Here is a 23,281-nt window from a genome sequence, read left to right as displayed (position 1 = left end):
GATGGACAAACCATGTAAAGGAGAGAATAAATGCAATGCTTTTAGATAAAAAAAGTTATGACTTGCTCTCATATTTGATAAAGTTGGATAAAGCGGAAACAGTGATGGGGATTTCTCAGAATTTGGGACAATCTCGCCGCAAGGTTTATTATCACTTGGATAAAATAAATGAATCTTTGCCAGCTGGTCTTGCCAAAATAGAATCACTACCACGAATAGGTATTCACTTAACAGATGAGCAAAAAGCGGCTTGCCGTGTTCTGCTAGAAGATGTTGATGACTACAATTATGTCATGAAAAGTGATGAGAGAATGAAGTTGTCTGCTATCTATATTGCAGTCTCTACGCATCGGGTGACTATTGATAAGCTAATGCAAATGAATGATGTTTCTAGAAACACTGTTCTTAATGATCTAAATGAATTACGCTTGATTTTAGCTAGCAAAGAATATTCCATTCACCTACACTCAACAAAATCAAGGGGCTATTATTTTGATTGCCATCCTTTATCATACATCCAATTTCTTTATAAACTGCTAGATGATATTTACCATGGTGGCAATAGCACTTTTATTGATTATTTTGACCACAAATTATCAAAAACCCTCGCCTCCACAACTTATTTCTCTAAGGATGTTTTGCAGTTTTTAAATGATTATTTACCGATTTCTCAGGCCAATTTGGGCAAACGAATGAACAGTCAAGATAGTCAGTTTATGATTCAAATTTTGCCCTTTATTTTACTGAGTTATCGAAACATGCAATTTAGTAATGAAATCCAAGAAGCTTTAAAGCAAGACTTTAACCTCATCTGGAAACGTAAAGAGTATTTTATTGCTAAGGATTTGGCAAAAGAGCTTTACAAGCAGTTTAAATTGCACTTAGATGACATTGAGATGAGTTTGGTGGCTATGTTGATGTTATCGTTTCGAAAAGATAGGGACAACCATGTGGAAAGTGCAGACTATGACCATATGCGTGTTAGTCTCAAGCATTTTCTGAATGCTCTAGAAGATCAATTTGACCTCCATTTTAGTCACAAATGTGAATTGATTAGGCAGTTAATAACCCATTGTAAAGCATTGATTTACCGTAAAACCTATGGCATTTCATCTGTCAACCCATTGACGGAGCATATTAAAGTTAAATATGATAGTCTCTTTGAGATGACACAAACTTGTGCTCCTATTTTAGAGGAAGCCTGGGGAATTACCTTGTCTGAGGACGATGTCGCTTATTTGACCATTCACCTTGGTGGAGAGCTCCGCAATAGCTCGTCAGAGCCAGAAAAGACCAAACTGGTTATTGTCTCAGATGATGGAATTGGTATTCAGAAATTATTGCACAAGCAGTGCCAACAATACTTGGTTAATAGCCATATTGAAGCTGTTTTCACAAATGAACAGTTCCAAAGCGTCAGGGATTTACTGGCTATTGACTTTGTTATTACAACCAGTGATGATTTAGACAGTCCCTTTGCAACATTGGTGGTCAATCCTATCTTAACGGATGAAAATATTGTCAGTTTGATTCGTTTTTCAAGGCGTGGTAAGATTTCTGAACAATTGTATTTTTCAGATGAGTTAGACAAGTCTCTTTCCCAATATGTTTCTGATGATTCAGATCGGTATTTATTGCGGCAACGCATTGAAAAACTCATTCGACATGAAATGGTTCAAGACATTATGGACAGCCAACACATTGATTCATAAACTCATAATAAGTAGCCTCGGCCCTTCTAATTGTAAGAAGATACGCTGGGGGTTTTTTCGTTTTTTGGGGTAAAATCTGGTAGAATAAAATGGCAAGATTAATCTTAAGGAGTGAAGGAGAGTAACATGGTTGCAGTGATATGGTTTCGCCGTGATTTAAGAATTCAGGATAATAAAGCTTTAAAACACGCGATTGATAGTGGAGGCCCCTTATTGGCAGTTTTTCATTTGAATCCAAAGCAGTTGCGTGATGTTGCGACTGTTAGTCAGTCTGCGTTTATCCAAAGTTTGCAACATTTCAGACGAACTTTAGACGAAAAGGGGATTTTTTTGCATGTAATCTTTGGTGAGTTACAGTACTGTTTTGAACACTTGCAACAAGCATTACCAGACTGGACAGATGTCTATTTTAATTATGATGATGCTGGTTTTGGTAGAAAGCGTGATCAAGAGGCAGCTCATTTTTTTAGGGAGAAAGGGATTGCTATTCATGCTTATCAAGATCATTACTTACATGGTAGTCAAGAAGTCATAAATCAAGCCAGTTTACCTTATAAAGTATTCACACCTTATTATAAAAAATGGCTGCAACTCCCTAAAGAGACACCGATTGTCATAGATTATTCTCAAGTGGATTGGTTGTTTGTTCCTAATGCTAAAACAGTTGACAGTAAACTTAACACATTGTTTAGGCCACTGCCTTATCATAAACCTGGAGAAGAGGCTGCATTGGAGCAGCTCCATTTATTTATTGAAGAAGGGTTAGAGGCTTATGATGTCAGCCGTGATTACCCAGAATATGATGGCACAAGTAGACTCTCTGTTTATTTGCGTACTGGGGAAATCAATATTCGAACAGTTTATGCAGCTATTAGTAAGGCTAAAGCAAGTAAAGGCAAAGCTGTTTTTATCAAAGAATTAGTGTGGCGGGAATTTTACCACATGATTTATGTTAACCATCCGCATCAAAAACAAGAGCCGCTTCAAGCTCAATTTGCTGCAATTGAGTGGGAGAATGATCAAGCACTATTTGAACAATGGAAGGCAGGAACGACTGGCTATCCGATGGTGGATGCAGCCATGCGACAACTTAGTCAAACCGGTTGGATGCATAATCGCTTAAGGATGATTGTTGCATCATTTTTAGTCAAAGACCTTTTGATTGATTGGCGTTGGGGAGAAGAGTATTTTCAAGAAGCTTTAATGGATTATGATAGTGCCAGTAATATAGGGGGATGGCAATGGGCGGCTTCTACAGGAACTGATGCTGTGCCTTATTTTCGCATTTTTAACCCAACCACTCAGGCCAAACGGTTTGATCCCAAGGGGCATTTTATAAAAACTTATGTCCCTCAACTAGAAGCATTACCCCTCAAATGGCTTTACGAGCCGTGGAAGTTACCACTTGACTTACAAGATGACCTTGGTTTTAAGCCTGAAAGAGACTATCCCCTACCTATAGTAAGTCATGATATTCAGCGTAAAAAGGCGATAGCCAAATACGAATGGGCTAAAGAAGTTTATCAAACAAAGCAGTGACGGTTGGTTAAAAGTAACCGTCTATTTTTGAACACAAGGATGTGTGAGACTTGGTCTTTTTAAAGTTCCTTAGGAAGCTTATACTTAATGTAGATATAATAATTGGAGGAAGCTATTAATGGCAAAAGTACAAGACATTACTCGTGAATCATGGATTTTAAGCACATTCCCAGAATGGGGCACATGGTTGAATGAAGAAATTGAAGAAGCAGTTGTTCCTGAAAATAACTTTTCAATGTGGTGGTTAGGCAACTGTGGTATTTGGGTTAAAACACCAGGTGGTGCAAATATTGTAATGGATTTATGGTCAAACCGTGGAAAATCAACTAAAAAAGTTAAAGACATGGTTCGTGGTCACCAAATGGCTAACATGGCTGGTGTGCGTAAGTTACAACCAAACCTACGTGTGCAACCAATGGTTATTGATCCTTTTGCAATCAATGAGCTAGACTACTACTTAGTTTCTCATTTCCATAGTGACCATATCGATATTAACACTGCGGCAGCTATTATTAATAACCCTAAATTGGACCATGTTAAATTTGTTGGACCCTATGAATGTGGTGAAATCTGGAAAAAATGGGGTGTTCCTGAAGAACGCATCATGATCGTTAAACCAGGTGATAGCTTTGAAATTAAAGACATGAAAGTTACAGCTGTTGAATCTTTTGACCGCACGTGTCTTGTAACCTTACCTGTTGAGGGTGCAGATGCTAAAGGCGGTGAATTAGCTGGACTTGCTGTTACAGATGACGAAATGGCTCGCAAGGCTGTTAACTATGTGTTTGAAACTCCTGGTGGAACAATCTATCATGGCGCAGATTCACATTTCTCAAACTACTTTGCAAAACATGGTCGTGACTTTAAGATTGATGTTGCATTGAATAACTATGGTGAAAACCCACTTGGTATTCAAGATAAAATGACATCGGTTGACTTGCTTAGAATGGCAGAAAATCTCCGTGCCAAAGTTATTATCCCTGTTCACTATGATATCTGGTCAAACTTTATGGCATCAACAGATGAAATTCTTGAACTATGGAAAATGCGCAAAGAACGTTTGCAATATGATTTCCATCCTTTCATTTGGGAAGTTGGTGGACAATACACTTACCCAATGGACAAAGACAGAATTGAATACCATCACCCACGTGGGTTTGATGATTGCTTCTTAGAAGATTCAAACATTCAATTCAAAGCACTTCTATAAGATATTCTATTTTAAGGGGCTGGGCAAAAAGCCTAATATAAACAAAACCGCATGAAATCTTTCGTTTACAAACGTTGATTTCATGCGGTTTCTTATTTCGGAAATTTGAAAAAATCAATGAGATTTCGACTTTTTGCCCAGCCCCTTTGCGTTTCAAAAAAGCTCATTGACACTAAGCTATGTTAAAATATAAAAAAGAGATATAGGGGGAAATAAAATGAAAAAAGTCATGTTAATTGTCAATCCTGCTTCGGGTGGTGAAAAGGCCAAAGCCTTTGAAAAGATTGCAAAATCAAAATTAGCTACTTATTTTGATCAGGTTGATGTCCGCTATACTGAAAAAGAAGGAGATGCGAAGCGCTTTGCTCAAACTGCAGCAAGGGCTTCTTATGAAAGTGTTTTTGTCATGGGTGGTGATGGAACTGTTAATGAAGGGGTTAGTGGATTAGCTGAAGAGAGCTATCGTCCGACTTTCGGTTTTTTTCCCTTGGGAACAGTCAATGACTTAGCTAGAGCTTTGCAAATGCCTTTGGATCCAGAAGAAGCAGTTGAGGCATTAGATTTCACCAAAACACAAACTTTAGATATTGCAAAGGTTAATGATCGTTACTTTACTAATATTTTAGCTATTGGTAGTATTCCTGAATCCATCAATAATGTTGATGATAAGGAAAAAACAGTCTTAGGACCTCTGGCATATTTTTTATCGGGCCTTAAAAATATTCTGAAGAACAAAAGCTACACCTTCACTATTACAAGTGATGGGCAAGAAGCAAGCTTCATCAGTTCATTGGTATTGCTTGCTTTAACAAATTCGATAGGTGGTTTTGATCGGATTACCCCAGATGCAAGCGTTAATGACGGTTACCTTCACTTAGTCTTTACAAAAGATAAGTCAGCTATTGAAACGATGACGGCTCTACCTAAACTTTTAAGTAAAAATATGTCTAATAATGATGCTGTTACTTATCAAAAGGTTAAAGAAGTCACCATTTCTGTCGAGGGTGGTCAATTAGAAAGTAATCTAGATGGAGATCCAGGTCCAAAATTACCTTTAAACGTAAAAGTTTTACCAAGTCATTTGATGGTTTATAAATATTAGAAAACAACAGCCTTTGCTGTTGGTTTTTTGTGAGGTCACTTTGTAGATTTTTTTATTTTGTCAGAATAATTAGAGTATTCAATTCCTTTAACTGTAAACGATTTCCTTGTAAAATAAGGGTTTTTGAAAGGTTTATTTTTTGACAAAAGTGACCACACGTGATATTATGAAAATGTTCTGTTTTTAAAAATCAGATAAGACACAAGTTATTTATACGAAAACATGTTAAAAGGAAGGTTTATAATGGGAAATATTTTAGAAGTTAAACACTTAACAAAAGTCTTTGGAAAAAAACAAAAGGCTGCGCTAGAAATGGTTAAGCAAGGAAAAAGTAAAACGGAGATATTGAAAAAAACCGGCTCAACAGTTGGTGTCTACGATGCTAATTTTGATGTTAAAGAAGGAGAAATCTTCGTTATTATGGGGCTTTCAGGAAGTGGTAAATCAACACTTGTTCGAATGCTCAACCGTTTAATTGAACCATCATCAGGAAGTATTGAATTAGCTGGTGAGGATATTTCTAAAATGAGTACGGAAAATTTGCGTCATGTCCGTCGTCATGACATCAACATGGTTTTTCAAAGTTTCGCCTTGTTTCCACATAAAACCATTTTAGAAAATACGGAATTTGGTTTGGAGTTGCGTGGAGTGCCAAAAGCTGAACGTCAAACATTAGCTGAAAAAGCTTTGGATAATGCTGGTCTACTTAGTTTTAAAGATCAATACCCTAACCAATTATCAGGTGGGATGCAACAACGCGTAGGTTTGGCGCGTGCACTGGCTAATGGTCCTAAAATTCTATTAATGGATGAGGCCTTCTCAGCACTTGACCCCTTGATTAGACGTGAAATGCAAGATGAATTGATTGAGTTGCAAAGCACCATGGGGCAAACCATTATCTTTATCAGTCATGACTTAAATGAAGCTCTTAGAATTGGTGACCGTATTGCTCTTATGAAAGATGGGCAAATCATGCAAATTGGCACAGGAGAGGAAATTTTAACCAACCCTGCTAATGACTTTGTTCGTGAGTTCGTTGAAGATGTAGACAGATCTAAGGTCTTAACAGCTCAAAATATTATGATTAAACCCATTACAACAACTGTTGAAATTGATGGGCCACAGGTGGCATTAAATAGAATGCATACAGAAGAAGTGTCCATGTTAATGGCTACAAATCGTCGCCGTCAATTAGTTGGAACCCTAACAGCTGATGCTGCTATTGAGGCGCGTAAAAAAGGGCTGGCACTTTCAGAAGTTATTGACCGTGATGTTATCACAGTAACAGAAGATACTATTATTACAGATATCTTGCCACTAATCTATGATTCATCAACACCAATTGCAGTAACAGATGCAAATAACCGTTTACTTGGGGTTATTATCCGAGGACGTGTTATTGAAGCTTTGGCTAACATTCAAGAAGATGATCAAACAAGTGCAGATACACTGGAAAAAGAACAAGTGTAATAGGAACGAAAGGGAGATATGATTTTGGAGAATATACTACAACATAAATTGCCAGTAGCCAAGCTGGTTGAGGAAATAACGGAATGGCTAACTAAAACTTTTGCAGGTTTGTTTGATGTCATGCAAACCATCGGAAGTTTCTTAATGGATTGGATGACGAGCACCTTGCTTTTTATTCCACCACTACTTTTTATTGCATTAGTGACGCTAGCTATCTTTTTCTTAGCAAAGAGAAAATGGCCCTTACCCGTCTTTACTTTCTTAGGTCTCTTGTTTATTTATAATCAAGGTCTTTGGGAGCAATTAATAAACACTTTTACCTTAGTTTTAGTAGCCAGTCTGATTTCGATTGTGATTGGTATTCCTTTAGGAATTTGGATGGCTAAAAATGCTAAAGTGCGTCAGATTGTAAATCCAATCTTGGACTTTATGCAAACCATGCCTGCTTTTGTTTACTTGATTCCAGCAGTTGCTTTCTTTGGAATTGGTATGGTTCCTGGGGTTTTTGCCTCTGTAATCTTTGCCTTACCTCCAACTGTTCGTTTCACCAATCTAGGTATTCGTGAGATTTCAACAGAATTGGTAGAAGCTTCTGATGCTTTTGGGTCAACGGCTAAACAAAAACTCTTTAAAGTAGAATTGCCACTGGCTAAAAATACGATTATGGCTGGTGTTAACCAAACCATGATGCTAGCCTTATCTATGGTTGTAACAGGGTCAATGATCGGTGCACCTGGTCTTGGACGTGAAGTCTTGTCTGCACTGCAACATGCTGATATCGGATCAGGTTTTGTATCGGGCTTAGCCTTGGTTATTTTAGCTATTATTTTGGATCGTATTACACAAATTTTTAACACTCCAGCTGAGGATAAAGTTAAATCTGGTAAAGTGACCAAATGGGTTGGTATAGCGACGCTTATCATTATCATTTTTGCTGCTCTTGGTAAAACCATTGTGACAATGACTTCGTCTGGTGCAGGAAAAGGTGAAAAAGTTAAAATTGCTTATGTACAGTGGGATTCAGAAGTCTCTTCAACACATGTTATTGCCCAAGTTTTAAAACAAGAAGGCTTTGATGTTGAAATGACGCCCCTTGACAATGCCATCATGTGGCAAACAGTTGCTAATGGGAATGCTGATTTTTCAACCAGTGCATGGTTGCCAGTTACCCATGGTAAGCAATATGAAAAATACAAATCTAAACTTGATGATTTAGGACCTAATTTAAAAGGAACAAAATTAGGTTTGGTTGTTCCAAGCTATATGACAACTGTTAATAGCATTGAAGATTTAAGCAAAGAAGCACAACAAAAAATTACAGGGATTGAGCCTGGTGCAGGGATTATGTCTGCCGCCAAGCAATCCCAAAAAGATTACGCTAATTTGTCGGATTGGGAAGTGACATCTGCTTCAACAGGTGCTATGACAACAGCCCTTGATCAGGCCATCAAGAAAAAAGAAGAGATTGTCATTACCGGCTGGTCTCCTCACTGGATGTTTGCTAAGTATGATTTGAAATACCTTGAGGATCCCAAAAAATCCTATGGTTCGTCAGAAAATATCAATACCATTGCACGTAAAGGCTTGAAAAAAGATAAACCTGAACTATACAAAATCATTGATAAGTTTAACTGGACGAAAGAAGATATGGAAAAAGTCATGCTTGATATCAATAAAGGAATGACACCAGAAGCAGCTGCTAAAAAATGGATTAAAGAAAATCAAGACAAAGTTGCTAAATGGACTCATTAAGTCTATGTTTAACCAAACCTTCTAAAGCTATTTGGCTTTAGAAGGTTTTTTATCGGTAATTAAAGATTCTTTCTAGCCTAAAAGGCTGATAGCTTGTGCTATAATAGGGCTATGGATAAAAAGAACAGATTATTATTAATTGATGGCTCTTCAGTAGCTTTTCGTGCTTTTTTTGCACTTTACAATCAAATTGACCGCTTTAAAAATCAAGCAGGTCTCCACACCAATGCCATCTATGGTTTTCATTTGATGCTTGACCATATGATGAAACGTGTTGATCCCACTCATATCTTAGTGGCATTTGATGCAGGCAAAACAACTTTTCGTACAGAAATGTTTGCTGATTACAAGGCTGGTCGTGCTAAAACTCCTGAGGAATTTCGGGAGCAATTCCCTTACATCCGAGAAATGCTAACGGCTCTTGGAGTTCCCTTTTATGACTTAGATAATTATGAAGCTGATGACATTATCGGAACTTTGGATAAGATGGCTGAACGCACAGAAGTGCCCTTTGACGTTACCATTGTCAGCGGTGATAAGGATTTGATCCAGCTAACAGATGAAAATACGGTTGTTGAAATTTCTAAAAAAGGCGTAGCCGAATTTGAAGAGTTCACACCCGCCTATTTGATGGAAAAAATGGGCTTAACGCCAGCACAATTTATTGATTTAAAAGCTCTTATGGGAGACAAATCAGATAATATTCCTGGTGTTACTAAGATTGGTGAAAAAACAGGTTTAAAATTGCTTCATGAATTTGGCAGCCTAGAAGGCATTTATGAGAATGTTGATGGCTTTAAGGCGTCAAAAATGAAGGAAAACTTGATAAATGATAAAGAACAAGCCTTCTTATCAAAAACTTTGGCGACAATTAACACCACTTCCCCCATCACAATTGGCTTGGATGATCTTGCTTATAAGGGACCAAATCTTGACACTTTAGCTGCCTTTTATGAGGACATGGGCTTTCATCAATTAAGAGCAGGTCTTGCTCAAACTATGCCTGAAGCTGAAAAAGAAGAAATCAATTTCCAAGAAGTAGAGCAACTGACAAAAGAGCATTTCGCAGATGACGATGTGATTTATTTTGAAGTCTTAAATGAGAATTATCACCGTGAGTCTATTGCTGCTTTTGCATGGGGAAATAGCCAGAGGATTTTTGTTTCTGAGAATCAAGAATTACTCAAAGACCCATTATTTAAAACCTTTCTTGCTAAACCAATGGCAACCTATGATTTTAAGAGAGCAAAAGTGCTCCTAAGCCATTTAGAGATTGCTGTGCCTGCGGCTGCTTATGATGCACGTTTAGCTAATTACCTCTTGTCTAATGTTGAAGATAATGAACTGGAAACAATTGCTCGCCTACACACGACGATGACCCTTGCAAGTGATGAAGCTGTATATGGAAAAGGTGTCAAACGGGCCTTTCCAGAAAAAGCTATTTTCCTTGATCATTTAGCACGTAAAGTAAAGGTCTTGGTTGATAGCAGAGCTACTATGCTAGCGAAACTAGAAGAACACCAACAATCAGAACTTTTTACGGACATTGAACTTCCTTTAGCGAACGTCTTAGCTAAAATGGAAATTGCTGGCATTAAGGTCAATAAAGAGAGCTTAGTTGACATGGCGGAGCAAAATAAAATAATTATTGAAAGTCTCACACAAGAAATCTATGAGATGGCTGGAGAAGAATTCAATATTAATTCACCGAAACAACTAGGGGTTATTCTGTTTGAAAAAATGCAGTTGCCTCTTGAAATGACCAAGAAAACTAAAACGGGTTATTCAACAGCAGTTGATGTTTTGGAACGCTTAGCACCTATTGCGCCAATTGTGGCTAAGATTTTGGACTACCGCCAAATCACCAAGTTGCAGTCAACTTATGTTATTGGTCTACAAGATTACATTATGAGTGATGGTAAAATCCACACCCGTTATGTGCAAGATTTGACACAAACAGGTCGTTTATCAAGTTCAGATCCTAACTTGCAAAATATTCCTGTTCGTCTGGAACAAGGGCGATTAATTCGTAAAGCCTTTACGGCTTCAAAAGAGGGTTCTCTTTTGTTAAGTTCGGACTATTCACAGATTGAATTGCGTGTGTTAGCACATATTTCAGGTGATCAGCATTTGATTGCTGCTTTTAATGAAGATGCTGATATTCATACCTCAACGGCTATGCGTGTTTTTGGCATTGCAAAACCAGAAGATGTCACAGCTAATGACCGTCGCAATGCTAAGGCTGTCAATTTTGGCATTGTGTATGGTATTTCAGATTTTGGCTTGTCAAACAATTTAGGGATTAGTCGTAAACAGGCCAAGGACTATATTGATACTTACTTCCAACAGTACCCAGGCATTAAATCATATATGGATACTGTTGTCCGCGAAGCTAAGGACAAAGGCTACGTAGAAACCTTGTTTAAACGCCGTCGTGAATTACCGGAGATTAATTCTCGCAATTTCAATATCCGTTCTTTTGCGGAGCGTACAGCCATTAATTCGCCTATTCAAGGCAGCGCAGCCGATATTCTTAAAATCGCAATGATTAATTTGGATAAAGCTTTGGCAGATGGGCAGTTCGAGAGTCGTATGCTTTTGCAGGTGCATGATGAGATAGTTCTTGAGGTCCCAGAGGCTGAATTGCCTGCTATTAAGGCTTTGGTTAAGGAAACCATGGAAGCGGCAGTTGCTCTAAGTGTACCTTTGAGAGCTGATGAAAATGCTGGACAAAGTTGGTATGAAGCAAAATAAATACTGATTTAGTCAGTGGTTCAAGCTACTGAATTGCCATTTTTATGTTATAATATGAGAAAATGCTCTTTGGGGAGTTTGTGACAGTGAGGAAATAGGACAATGGCTTACGCTTTTCAAAATCCTAATGAGAATTGTATTAAAGACTATATGGAACATGCTAAGACTATTGCTGTTGTTGGCTTGTCGCAAAGAAGTGAGTCTGCAGCTTACAGGGTTGCTAAATTCATGCAAGCTATGGGATACCAGATTATTCCTGTTAATCCCACATGTGCTGGTCAAGAAATTCTCGGTCAAGTGGTGTATGCCAGTCTAAAAGAAGTGCCAGTTGCTATTGATATCGTTGATGTTTTTAGGCCTAGTCAAGCTCTTTTAGATGTTGCTAATGACTTTCTTGAAACAGATGCTAAGGTTTTCTGGGCACAACTAGGTTTAGAGAGTCAAGAGGCTGAAGAGCTATTAAGAGCTAATAACCGTCATGATATTGTCATGAACCGTTGTTTAAAAATTGATTACAAGGAATTGGTTTTATAGCCAATTAAAATAAAGGCTTTTTGTCTATTAAAATGAAAGTTAGGAGAGATGCATACATGGATGTCCATTCGCATAATCAGCAAGCTTTAGATGCCTATGAAAATGTTTTAGAGCATCTCAGAGAAAAACATATTCGCATTACAGAGACGCGTAAGGCAATCATTTCTTATATGATTAGATCAACCGAGCATCCAAGTGCTGATAGGATCTATCGTGATTTGAAAGATGACTTTCCAAATATGAGTCTTGCGACTGTTTATAATAACTTAAAAGTTTTAGTAGATGAGGGCTTTGTTAGTGAAATTAAAATTTCCAACGACTTAACAACTTACTATGATTTTATGGGGCACCAGCATGTTAATGCTGTTTGTGAAATTTGTGGGAAAATTGCTGATTTCATGGATGTTGATGTTATGGATGTGGCAAAGGAAGCCTTTGAACAGACAGGTTATCAAATCACACGGATTCCAATCATTGCTTACGGCATTTGCCCAGACTGCCAAAAGAAGGCTCAAAAAAGACATTTCTAAAATACAATCAAAAAGAGATTGCTCAGTGCAGTCTCTTTTAATTCTATTCAGTTAATGATGTGTCTGCTAGTTCAGCTTCATGTGCTTTGCGAAGTTTTTCATAGAAGCATAGACTAGTGGTTTTGTAGTAGGGAATAACATAGAAAGCTAAGATACCCAGACTAAATATAACTAGGATGAACCAACCGATAAAGCTACAAACCAGTTTGAAATATTGCCATTTGTGCCCTTTCATCAAAGCCACACTATCATTAAGACACTCAACTGAGCCAATGTAAGTGTTCAGACGTATCTGATCATACATGATTGGTCCAGCCATACTATATGCGATTTTCCGATTTAAAGCAATGATTGCTCCTATAATGGTAACGCTTAGGCCAAGACCAGATAGCAAAAGAGGTCCTGTTAGAGGGTTCCCTTTATTTAGTGCACCAAAAGCCAAGATCGTTCCAACTGTCAGGATAACCACACCAATGAAAAAGGTAAGTGACCATAAAGTATTTAGGAGGTAGCGAAAAAGTAATAGAAAAGTTGATTTCCAAAAATAAGGCCGAGTCAAGCTCAGCGTACTATCGTTGACAGTCAATTTATCCTTTTGCCCACGAAGAGCAGCAAGAAGGGCAAATGAAGCTGAAAGAAAAAGGAAGGCTGAGATGATTCTAAGCAATAGAGGAAAAAGTGAAGGGGCAGTTGCTATTGCGGCGCCCATTTCTAAGAGGTATCTTTGGTGAACTTGAAGTCCAAATTGAAATAGTGTCAATAATAGAGGTAAAAGGTAAAGCAAGATTTTACCAGGTAAATTTTCTAAGCAAGCTTTAGCTTCTTTTTTTAGTAGTGAATGTGTCATTGTAACTCCTTTCATTTATTATAACATACTAATAGGGATAAGAAATCGTTTGATTAACTTGTCGATTGGAATGACAAGAGGCTTAAAATTTGATAGAATAAAGTGGTTCTCACTAAGGTGAGTCATCATAAAAAAGCTCAAGACTGTATTTCTTGAAAGCGAGGAAAAAATGACAGATTATCCAATTAAATACCGTCTTATCAAAAAAGATAAGCGCACAGGTGCCCGTCTGGGAGAAATTATTACCCCACATGGCACTTTTCCAACACCTATGTTTATGCCAGTTGGTACCCAAGCCACTGTAAAGACGCAATCACCAGAAGAGTTAAAAGAGATGGGTTCAGGCATTATTCTTTCAAACACCTATCACTTATGGTTACGCCCTGGCGATGACCTGATTGCGCGTGCAGGTGGCTTGCATAAATTCATGAATTGGGATCAGCCAATTTTAACTGACTCAGGTGGTTTCCAAGTTTATTCTCTGGCCGATTCTCGTAACATCACAGAAGAAGGCGTTACCTTTAAAAACCATTTAAACGGCTCTAAAATGTTTTTGTCACCTGAAAAAGCAATCTCCATTCAGAACAATTTAGGTTCAGATATCATGATGAGTTTTGATGAGTGCCCACAATTTTACCAGCCATATGACTATGTTAAAAAATCAATTGAAAGAACAAGCCGTTGGGCAGAACGTGGCCTCAAAGCCCACCGTCGTCCACATGATCAAGGTCTTTTTGGGATTGTTCAAGGGGCTGGATTTGAAGATTTACGTCGTCAATCAGCTGCTGATTTAGTCGCTATGGATTTCCCAGGTTATTCAATTGGTGGTTTAGCAGTTGGAGAAACCCATGATGAAATGAATGCGGTGCTTGACTTTACAACTCCTTTGTTGCCTGAAAACAAGCCACGCTATCTAATGGGAGTTGGTGCTCCAGATAGTTTAATTGATGGCGTTATCCGTGGGGTTGACATGTTTGATTGTGTTCTTCCGACACGTATTGCTCGTAATGGAACCTGTATGACGAGTCAAGGGCGTTTGGTTGTTAAAAATGCTAAGTTTGCTGAAGATTTTACACCACTTGACCATGACTGTGATTGTTATACTTGTCAAAATTACACAAGAGCTTATATTCGTCACTTGCTTAAAGCAGATGAAACCTTTGGAATTCGTTTGACAAGCTACCATAACCTTTACTTCCTTGTCAACTTGATGAAAAAAGTGCGTCAAGCCATTATGGATGATAACCTTCTTGAGTTTAGAGAAGATTTCTTGGAACGTTATGGTTACAATAAATCATCACGTAATTTCTAATTAAAAAGCCCTTGGACAAGGAAGTTTATGCCTTGTTCAAGGGTTTTTCTTGTTAATAGTGTTGTTTTCGCAAGCTTTGAATCATCATATAACTAAAAGTAAGTGCTATAAGAATGGCTAAAGCAAGAGCTAAAAAACCAATTGTTATTTTAGCCAAATGAACTGGTCCAAGTTGATTTTCGGTAAAGATAAAGTAAAAGGCCCAACTGAGTGGTGGTAAGACAAAAGGGTTGTTGATTTTGTTGGCAAGCCAAATGACAAAAATACTAAGAAGTACAAGAATAATTGCTAATAGTATTGTTGAAATAACAGGCTGTTCCCAGTTGATTTTTTGAAAAAAGATTGTCCAATTGACAAGTGTTGCAATGAGTAACCAGCCAAAGTGGATGCCAAAACTCATACTAAGAAGAGAGAGTTTGTTTTCCAATTGCTTTAAAAAGATAAGGATTATTAGCAGAAATACAGTATAAAGTGAAATTAGCAGTGTAGATAAGCCAATCTGATGACTTGTAAAACTGATGACCCACAAAGCATTAAAAAGGAAAGTTCCCATAACAAATGGGTAAATGGCTTTAAGTTTTTCAAGATAAGTAGCTTCTTTTGTCAGATAAGCTTTGACAATAATGATAAGAAGTAAAAAATAAATGACGGACCAGATAGAAAAAGCTGCTGATGAAGGGGTGATTAGGGTATGGTAGTGATTAGAAATGTCTTTTTGACTGTGACCTGTTAAATATCCAGTTGCAGTTAAATAGTTAAGAAGTAAGGTCATGCTGTGGGCGATGAAGAGTGTGTAGGCCAACCATTTTTCTTTTTTCATAGATAGTCACTCATTTCTCATTTTTCTTCTATTATAACTTAAAAATGACCAATGAATAGTGACCCTAGCTCACAAATTTTTGTGGGAGGGTCTCTTTAAGTGGCTTCTAATTCTTGAGGTGTTTTTTTGGTGTTTTTGTTAACCTTATTTAAAAAACGGGTTGACAAAGAGAGAATAGTTTTTTAAACTAATACAATGAATGGAAATATGATGGTATTTGGAATTGGCTTAGATGCTCAATCACGATGTGTGCATTATCACAGTTTAACAGACATTGTTGCTTTGAAATGTCAGGTTTGTCAAAAATACTATGCCTGTTATCACTGCCATGATGAGATGGAAAACCATCCTTTTGCAGCCACAGATACTTCAGAAGCACTTCCAGTAATTTGTGGAGCCTGTCGCACCTTCTTGTCAAGAAAAGAGTATGAAACAAAGGCATGTCCAAATTGTCAGAAACCATTTAATCCTGAATGTGCAAGGCACAGTTCTATTTATTTTAATTGAGGAGACTTTATGTTTAAAACAAAAGACTTAGTATATATGGCAATGATGGCCACTTTGATGATCGTTTTAGGGATGATTCCAGCAATCCCTTTGGGATTTATTCCAGTACCGATTGTTCTTCAGAATTTAGCAGTTATGTTAACGGCTCTTGTCTTAGGTGCTAAACGTGGTACGATGACTGTTCTCATTTTTTTACTCTTGGGAATTTTTCTACCGGTATTTTCAGGTGGCAGTAGCACACTTCCAGTTCTAGCAGGGCCAACAGCTGGTTACGTTATTGGTTGGTTACTAACACCAGCTTTTTTCACACTAGCTTACAAGGCTTTGCCTGTGCCCCAACAAATGAAGGCGATCACAGCACTTTTACTAACTGGTGTGCTTTTGGTTGATATTTTAGGTGCTATTTGGTTGTCGCATTTTACCGGCATGTCACTTGTTACAGCTTTGTTGTCTAACTTGGCTTTTATTCCAGGGGATACCCTGAAAGCTGTGCTTGCAATTGTGATTGCTAGTCGTATTAAGGATGCCTTTATTAAGCAGTCGTAAAATCAGGTGCCCTGCTCATCCCGTCACAGGAGACGATTTTTTGATATAATAGAAGAAATAAAAATCGAGGAGTTGACATGGAGATTAGATGTCTGGGATCTTGGGGAGCTTACCCCTATCAGAATGCGGGAACAACATCCTATTTACTAACAGGAGAAGATGGCTTCACCCTTTTGATGGATGCGGGCAGTCGCGCTGTTAATGAATTGGAAAAGGTCATGAGTCCGCTTGATTTGGATGCTGTTATTATCAGTCATTACCACCCTGATCATGTGGCTGATTTGGGGGTTCTGCGCCATTATCGCCAACTTTATCCGAAACACTTGTGGCAAGCAAAGGTTTTACCGATTTATGGCCATAATGAAGACATTCATGAATTTGAAAAACTGACTTTAGATGGTGTTTCAGAAGGTATTGCCTATGATATTAATGGAAGTCAGTCTATAGGTCCGTTTGACATTACTTTCATCAAAACAGTTCACCCAGTTGTTTGTTATGCTTTTAGAATAGTGGAGCGTAAGACAGGGCAAGTCTTAGTCTTTACAGCAGATACTGGCTATTTTGAAGGCCTTTCGTCTTTTGCTAGTGATGCAGACCTGTTCTTAGCAGATGTCTATTTGTATGAGGGAATGGAGAATCATATTGCCCATTTAACCAGTAAAGAGGCAGGCCTCATTGCTCAAGAAGCTAAGGTCAAAACATTGGTCTTAACCCATATGCCACCTGTAGCGCCGCAAGGAATTGATCCAGAAAATCATTTGGCGATTTTAAAGGCAGAGACACAAAAATATGCGGATGCCATACCAGTTGACTTGGCTTGTCCAGGTAAGGTTTGGGATTTGGGGTGTAATACCTAATGGATTATAGTCAAGAAGAAAAAGAATATTTTATGCGGGAAGCTTTGAAAGAAGCAGAGAAATCCCTCCTTAAAGAAGAAATTCCCATTGGTTGTGTTATTGTTAAAGATGGCCAGATAATAGGTCGTGGACACAATGCGCGTGAGGAATTAAATCAGGCTATCATGCATGCTGAGATCATGGCCATAAACGAAGCCAATCACCACCAAGGTAATTGGCGTCTTTTAGACACGACCTTAGTTGTGACTATTGAGCCGTGTGTGATGTGTAGCGGAGCTATTGGTTTAGCAAGGATTCCGCGGGTTATTTTTGGTGCTAGTAATCAAAAATTCGGGGCTGCGGGTAGCCTTTATGATATTTTGTCTGATCACCGTCTTAATCACCGTGTTGAGGTTGAAATGGGGCTTTTAGCCCATGACTGCGCAGCAATTATGCAGAACTTTTTCCGTCAAAATCGTCAGAAGAAAAAGGATGCCAAAAAAATAGATAAGCAAGAGGACGTTTAAGGCCGTTCTCTTTTTGTCTTCCAAAAGAAAGAATTATCTTAGAAAAACTATTGAATCTGATTAGAAAAAGGTATATACTTAACTGGTAAATTAAAATAAAGGAGAGTTAACTTTTATGATTAAAAAGCAGAATCGTCTTTTATGCCTAACGGGTATTTTACTATCGTGCAGTCTTGCGCTTTCGGCTTGTCAATCACAGCCGGCAAAAGAAGGGGTTCAAGGGCATAAAAAGCATCAAAAACTGTCAAAATCCAAAAAAGCTAAAGCTGTCAAATCATCGAAGAAATCACGAAACAAAGAGATTTCAGGGATTGATAAACCGACCGATGATGGCTTTATGCTGACCAGTGAATCACAGATTGAAGGGAAAACAGAATCGGGCATTATTGTAAAACATGGTGACCACAAACACTTTTTCTTTTATTCAGACTTAAAGGGAACAAAGTGGGAGTATTTGATTCCTAAAACCTATAAGGAAGGGCCAGTTTCACAGGCTTCTGCAAGCTCTCAAGCTAGGTCAGCTGCTGGTCATGCCGATGATGGTTATGTCTTTAACCCTAATGATATTGTGGCAGAGGATGCTAATGGTTACACTGTTCGCCATGGCGATCATTACCACTATATTTTAAAATCAAGTTTAGGCACTAACCTTGTTCATCACATCAGTACTACAAGACCATTCTTGCCAGCTCAACCTCCTGTCATTTCTCATCAAGCTGGTGTGTCGGGGCTTGACTTTAGAACCAGTGATGGCTTCTTATTTGATGGTACAAATATCAGTGGAAGTACAGATACAGGTATTTTAGTCAAACATGGCAACCATTTACACCCAATAAGTTTTGAAGCTTTGAGTAAGAGTAAATGGTCTTATCTAGTGGATCGCTATAAATCTAAAGGAGAGACAAAAACCTTAACAGAAGAAGAAGAGGCTGATTACCAGTTGAAACGGGCTTATCTAGCAAAAGGTTTAGGTATTGATTCTAGCCGCATTAAAAAAGTAATCCATCAAGGGCAAGTTGGGTTAGAGTACCCACATGAAGAGCACACTCATCTTATTTTCTTGAAAGATCTTGATCCAAGTAAGCCATTTGTTAGTCCTGAAGACCATATTCTTAGAAAAGAAGATGGTGAAAGTTTTGAACAACGTAAAGAAAGACTGATCAAAGAGTACATGGCACGTTTTCAAGTGAAGCGAGAAGACATTACGGTGGATGGAAACTATATGAGTGTTCGTCATGGCGACCATGCCCATGTTTATAAAATTGATCCCGATTTACCAGACGATCCAGAACGTGATGTCAAAACAGAGAGCACTACTCTAGACCAAGAGACACAAACAGTTTATGGTCCATTTTATACAGAAGGTTCAATGGATAACTTAACACGTAATGGGGTTTATGATAAATATAAGGTTGAGGGGATACAAAATATTAAAAACTTTATCTTGCTAACCTTTAGTACCAATAGCCATTATGGCGACCTGAAAATTAATGGTCAAAAAACCAAACGCATCTATTATTTAGTTCGTAAAGACATGAATTGGGAAGATGTCAACATTAAACTTCCAGAGGCTGTTAAAGAAGAAGGACGTGTCTTTAAAGGTTGGAATGCAACCATGCCAACAAAAGGAAAAATGGAAAGGGAACACCAAGCTTTCTATGTTGACTTTGACAAATTTAGAAAAAAACCAGAAAAGAATGTTTATGGCCCTGGAGATAATTTCGATGACTTTGATTTATCAACCTACGTTCCTGTTCGTTACACAACCTTTACGAATGGGCGTCTTAAACTTAATGGCCATGTTCAAGGTGGATTCTACTATCTGGTTAACCCAGAGTTAACATGGAAAGAAGCAAGACAACAAGGTTTAGTAGATCCAGAACCTGTTCCACATCCAAATTTTGAATTCATTGAGTACCGCCGTTCGGGTTCTTATGAAAAGGATGAAAATGCTAAAGTTGGTGTTACAGTAAACTTGGCAGCCTTTGGAACAACAGCTCCTTATATCGGTCCATATGTGGCTGCAGACAGCAATAATCCGACGGATAAAGATGACCCAAGTAGACATCGCAATTTCTACTATCATAATCCTGAGAATTATGCAGCAGTTGGCTTTAAGGCAGAAGAAGGTGGTCAATTGGTGACACGTACAGGCAGAAGTAAAACCCTTGTTTACCTTGTTAGAAAAAATTATTCCCTAGCACAAGCCGGTATTTTACCACCTTGGGCACAAGCAGATCCAGGTTATAAACGTGATGAAACTAAAGATAACTTGAGTAAAGAAGAATTGAACAAACCAGTAACATCAGATACTGTTTATACAATGCACTTCAACAAAGCCAATCATGAGACTACTCCTGAACGCAAAGAATCCTCAGAAGAAGTAAGGACGCAACAGCCTAAAACAAATCAAGCAGTTGGAAGAACAAGTAGCTGGTTAGATGAGTTTGTTAATCCTGTTTCTGGTGAGGATGCCTTAGTCTCAGATGGCTTAGATGACTTAGATGAAAGCAAGGAGATGAAAGAGACTTTAGAAGTGTCAAGGACAGGCTCAGATCAAAACGATAAGGAAAAAGAGACGGACCTCTCAGATACTGATAGTGCAAAATCTTTGGAGGAAACGAAAGAAATAAACCATTAAAACTTAGCCTTACTAAATTGTTCATCTTTGATTTGCCGCTAAATTCTCAAAGTAAGTTCCACCTCTAGTAGAAATGGAATTTAGTCTGATAAAAACCAATAAAAACCAACGAAAATCCGTCTCAGACTAAGTTCCGTTGGTTTTTATAATACTTGATTTCATAGGTTTTCAGAGTTAAAAATCGCAAAAAAAGGGTACAAGAAAACCTCCTCATCTGAAAGCGTTTCAGATTAAGTTCCGCTATGGTTGAAGTTAGTGTGAGACGTTTAGGTTGTATCAGTTAGTTGATTAGGTTAGATTTTGTCTTTTATTAGATTTTGTCTTTTAATAGTTTGGGAGATTGGCAGACGTCTTCCGCAGTAATTTCCTCAATACCGAGTATACTTGCGATGTCTTTTCCGTAAGTAAAAGAGAATAGCTCATAAGCCGTTTTACCATTTAGAGCCTGTCTCTTAACGCTGTTGATATGAGATAGTGCCAGATTAATGTCCTCTTGAGTCAAGTTGTCGAAGGAAGTCCCCTTAGGCAGTATGTCTCTCACGAGGGTATGATTCTTCTCGATTCTTGCTTTCTGGTCAGACCGATTAGGGTCACAAAAGAAGAGTTGAGACTGTCCACAAACATCTATCTCAATATCATCCACTCTAGCGAATTCCCCACCATTATCCGTTAGGATAACAGGAAAGAGTTCGAAGAAGTCTCTCTTGTTATCATAGAGTGTCCTCTTAATGACCTGTATGTGTTTAGCAGTTTCGATAGCTGTCTTAGAATCCATCAGTTTGGCAAAGATGAAGTTACAGAAGGCGACATTGAAGGTGAGAAGGACCTTTCCACCAATCCGTCCAATAACCGTGTCCATTTCAAGCCAGGAGTTCAGCTCTGATTGGTTCATGAGTTCTATAAAATCCTCGTACCGTCGCCCTTCTTTAATCGCTTTTGGAATAGGAGGGAGTGTGCTCTTTCGCCTTTTTTTGAACTTCACAGCTCTAGGTAGGTCGATTGGTGTGATGGATAGGTAGCCTTTCTTGATGTGTCGATAAACGGTTGAAGAACTCACTTCTAGATCGTTGGTTTTGAGGATATGATAGATACGTTGGCCCTTCTTGACCCCATTAGAAAGGACTCTATCTATTTTCCAGAAGGTCTCTTTGTTCAAAGGGATTCCTTCTCTAGATTCAACTAAAAGTTTTTCGTAGTTCCTTTGAGCTTGCTTAGCAAGATAGAAGGTCTTCTTGTAACCACAGTTGATCCTCCTCTTTGGACACCCATTACAAACATAGGGAGCTTTTCTTAGTAGCGGACAGTCTAGGCAGTCTTTGGTTGATTCTCTTAGTTGCTTATTTCGTTTGACTTCTTTTGCGATAGTAGTAGGGTGTTTCAGTAGATTAAGCCCGATGGCTTTAAAGGTTTCTCCTCTATCCAAACCAGATTGGATGTCATTACGGTCTGAGAGAGTTAGGTGTTTGTGTTTTGTCATGATGGATAAACTCATTTCTAATCCAAACGTCTCAGACTTAATTCCACCATAAAAATCCTTTTCACACTAACTTCCGGTTTTGGAGGGCAGACGTAACTTACTTTGAGAAATTACTTCTTTGATTTGCCAAAGTGATTCTTAGGTAAAGATATTGCAAATATCAAAAAGTATGGTACAATAATAAATGGAGCAACACTTGTGCGTGAAGTGGGTCAGGGGAGGAATCCAGCAGCCCTAAGCGATATCGAGTGTGTGCTCTTTTTTATTTATCTATTTATTTAACTTTCTTCTATTATCGGAGGGAGTTTTTTTAATTTTAAAAAGGTAATATGAGAGTTTGATAACTATCTGTTTAAAAATATTAAAAAGTTAGAAAAAACGTTTAAAATGAGTTTAATGTGTTATAATTTAATTGATAATATGGGTAGATTGGGGAGAGAAATAATTGAAAAATTATAAACATTTTATCGTGTTAGTTGTACTGTTATTAGTCGTAACAGGGGGTCTTGGTTTTGCCGTTGTGAAAAATAGGACAAGTCGGGAAGATTCTTCTAATAATCAGAAAATAGCAGCTAAGGAATTTATTGGTCAAAAATTGCCTGAATTGAGTTTAACTGGTGTTAATGAGGAGGCTTATTCATCAAATGCGACCTTAGGAAAACCAACGATAGTCATGGAGTGGGCTAGCTGGTGTCCGCATTGTCAAGCAATGATGCCAACAATGAACAAGATGTATGCGAAATACAAAAATGATGTTAATTTCTTATTTATCAATGCAACTGGTTCACGTAACGGAGAAGAAACAAAAGCAAAAGCAAGTAACTATGTTGCAGAAAAAGGATTTGATTTCCCCTACTATTATGATAATGGGATGGCAGCTGCAACAGCTTTGAAAATTGATTCGGTACCCACCTTCTTTTATGTCGATAGTGACGGTGTTGTAAAAGATGTCACTGTTTCAGAAATGAAAGAAAGCAAAATGGATCAAAAAATCAATGCTTTAATTGAAAAACCTAATCATCACAAAAAGTGATTGTGGTTTTAGGGTAAAATTGGACAAAGCTGGATAATTGGTGAGACAAAAGCCCATCTAATTGTCAATAGATTATGTCGATGAAAACATATTAGGTCAGTAACATTTATTACGATAATCATCATAAAATAG

The 23,281-nt window shown here is 38.0% G+C and carries 19 protein-coding genes and 1 other RNA gene; 17 read left to right on the top strand and 3 right to left on the bottom strand.

Going from position 1 to position 23,281, the window contains the following annotated elements:
- Positions 1-35 precede the first annotated feature (35 nt).
- The 9 genes from Q9317_RS09895 (at position 36) to perR (ending at position 12,603) form a co-directional block, all read left to right on the top strand.
- Positions 36-1,712: a BglG family transcription antiterminator gene (locus tag Q9317_RS09895; RefSeq protein WP_003100298.1), complete on the top strand. Its 1,677-nt coding sequence runs from the start codon at positions 36-38 to the stop codon at positions 1,710-1,712.
- Positions 1,713-1,838: 126 nt separating this feature from the next.
- Complete coding sequence (locus Q9317_RS09890) at positions 1,839-3,251, top strand: cryptochrome/photolyase family protein (RefSeq protein WP_003100296.1); 1,413 nt, start codon at positions 1,839-1,841, stop codon at positions 3,249-3,251.
- A gap of 118 nt (positions 3,252-3,369) precedes the next feature.
- Positions 3,370-4,461 carry an L-ascorbate 6-phosphate lactonase gene (gene ulaG, locus Q9317_RS09885; protein ID WP_003100295.1) on the top strand — a complete coding sequence of 364 codons (1,092 nt, stop codon included), beginning with the start codon at positions 3,370-3,372 and terminating at the stop codon, positions 4,459-4,461.
- Between the two features lie 217 nt (positions 4,462-4,678).
- Positions 4,679-5,563, top strand: a complete 885-nt coding sequence (locus Q9317_RS09880) for a diacylglycerol/lipid kinase family protein (RefSeq protein ID WP_003100293.1) — start codon at positions 4,679-4,681, stop codon at positions 5,561-5,563.
- A 243-nt stretch (positions 5,564-5,806) separates the two neighbouring features.
- Positions 5,807-7,033, top strand: a complete 1,227-nt coding sequence (locus Q9317_RS09875; protein WP_121791552.1) for a quaternary amine ABC transporter ATP-binding protein — start codon at positions 5,807-5,809, stop codon at positions 7,031-7,033.
- A 24-nt stretch (positions 7,034-7,057) separates the two neighbouring features.
- On the top strand, positions 7,058-8,785 hold the full coding sequence (locus Q9317_RS09870) for an ABC transporter permease/substrate binding protein (protein ID WP_031239062.1): 1,728 nt from the start codon (positions 7,058-7,060) through the stop codon (positions 8,783-8,785).
- A 111-nt stretch (positions 8,786-8,896) separates the two neighbouring features.
- Positions 8,897-11,539, top strand: coding sequence for a DNA polymerase I (gene polA, locus Q9317_RS09865; RefSeq protein ID WP_003100281.1), 2,643 nt, complete (start codon positions 8,897-8,899; stop codon positions 11,537-11,539).
- A 102-nt stretch (positions 11,540-11,641) separates the two neighbouring features.
- The gene (locus tag Q9317_RS09860; protein WP_003100278.1) at positions 11,642-12,073 is read left to right on the top strand and encodes a CoA-binding protein; all 432 of its coding nucleotides are present in this window, start codon (positions 11,642-11,644) and stop codon (positions 12,071-12,073) included.
- A gap of 56 nt (positions 12,074-12,129) precedes the next feature.
- Positions 12,130-12,603, top strand: a complete 474-nt coding sequence (perR, locus tag Q9317_RS09855) for a peroxide-responsive transcriptional repressor PerR (protein ID WP_003100276.1) — start codon at positions 12,130-12,132, stop codon at positions 12,601-12,603.
- A 43-nt stretch (positions 12,604-12,646) separates the two neighbouring features.
- Here the strand turns inward: perR and Q9317_RS09850 are convergent, their stop codons facing one another.
- Positions 12,647-13,450: a DUF975 family protein gene (locus tag Q9317_RS09850; protein WP_003100274.1), complete on the bottom strand. Its 804-nt coding sequence runs from the start codon at positions 13,448-13,450 to the stop codon at positions 12,647-12,649.
- A gap of 169 nt (positions 13,451-13,619) precedes the next feature.
- Here Q9317_RS09850 and tgt point away from each other — a divergent pair, with 169 nt between their 5' ends.
- The gene (gene tgt, locus Q9317_RS09845; protein WP_003100269.1) at positions 13,620-14,762 is read left to right on the top strand and encodes a tRNA guanosine(34) transglycosylase Tgt; all 1,143 of its coding nucleotides are present in this window, start codon (positions 13,620-13,622) and stop codon (positions 14,760-14,762) included.
- Between the two features lie 52 nt (positions 14,763-14,814).
- Here the strand turns inward: tgt and Q9317_RS09840 are convergent, their stop codons facing one another.
- Positions 14,815-15,582 (bottom strand): TspO-related membrane protein, encoded by a 768-nt coding sequence (locus tag Q9317_RS09840; protein WP_003100268.1) that lies wholly within the window; start codon positions 15,580-15,582, stop codon positions 14,815-14,817.
- A gap of 210 nt (positions 15,583-15,792) precedes the next feature.
- On the opposite strand from Q9317_RS09840, the gene Q9317_RS09835 reads away from it, so the two are divergent.
- The 5 genes from Q9317_RS09835 to Q9317_RS09815 all read left to right on the top strand — a co-directional run bounded on the left by Q9317_RS09835 (position 15,793) and on the right by Q9317_RS09815 (position 20,639).
- Positions 15,793-16,089 (top strand): CHY zinc finger protein, encoded by a 297-nt coding sequence (locus tag Q9317_RS09835; RefSeq protein WP_003100266.1) that lies wholly within the window; start codon positions 15,793-15,795, stop codon positions 16,087-16,089.
- 9 nt (positions 16,090-16,098) lie between these two features.
- Positions 16,099-16,635, top strand: coding sequence for a biotin transporter BioY (locus Q9317_RS09830; protein WP_003100264.1), 537 nt, complete (start codon positions 16,099-16,101; stop codon positions 16,633-16,635).
- 77 nt (positions 16,636-16,712) lie between these two features.
- Positions 16,713-17,492, top strand: a complete 780-nt coding sequence (locus tag Q9317_RS09825; protein WP_003100262.1) for an MBL fold metallo-hydrolase — start codon at positions 16,713-16,715, stop codon at positions 17,490-17,492.
- On the top strand, positions 17,492-17,998 hold the full coding sequence (gene tadA / locus Q9317_RS09820; protein WP_003100261.1) for a tRNA adenosine(34) deaminase TadA: 507 nt from the start codon (positions 17,492-17,494) through the stop codon (positions 17,996-17,998). The genes Q9317_RS09825 and tadA overlap by 1 nt, the downstream gene beginning before the upstream one ends.
- Before the next feature lie 115 nt (positions 17,999-18,113).
- Positions 18,114-20,639 (top strand): pneumococcal-type histidine triad protein, encoded by a 2,526-nt coding sequence (locus Q9317_RS09815; RefSeq protein WP_003100260.1) that lies wholly within the window; start codon positions 18,114-18,116, stop codon positions 20,637-20,639.
- A gap of 310 nt (positions 20,640-20,949) precedes the next feature.
- Here Q9317_RS09815 and Q9317_RS09810 read toward each other — a convergent pair whose 3' ends face one another.
- Complete coding sequence (locus tag Q9317_RS09810; protein ID WP_003098632.1) at positions 20,950-22,116, bottom strand: IS30-like element ISSag9 family transposase; 1,167 nt, start codon at positions 22,114-22,116, stop codon at positions 20,950-20,952.
- Positions 22,117-22,292: 176 nt separating this feature from the next.
- On the opposite strand from Q9317_RS09810, the gene ffs reads away from it, so the two are divergent.
- Both ffs and Q9317_RS09800 read left to right on the top strand, forming a co-directional pair.
- Positions 22,293-22,389: signal recognition particle sRNA small type (gene ffs / locus Q9317_RS09805), an RNA gene on the top strand.
- 172 nt (positions 22,390-22,561) lie between these two features.
- A complete protein-coding gene (locus Q9317_RS09800) occupies positions 22,562-23,149 on the top strand; it encodes a TlpA family protein disulfide reductase (protein ID WP_003100255.1) in 588 nt (195 codons plus the stop codon).
- Positions 23,150-23,281 lie beyond the last annotated feature (132 nt).

It is taken from the genome of Streptococcus iniae (assembly GCF_030732225.1).
Taxonomy (GTDB): Bacteria; Bacillota; Bacilli; order Lactobacillales; family Streptococcaceae; genus Streptococcus; species Streptococcus iniae.
This window is presented reverse-complemented; position numbering and strand designations above follow the sequence as displayed.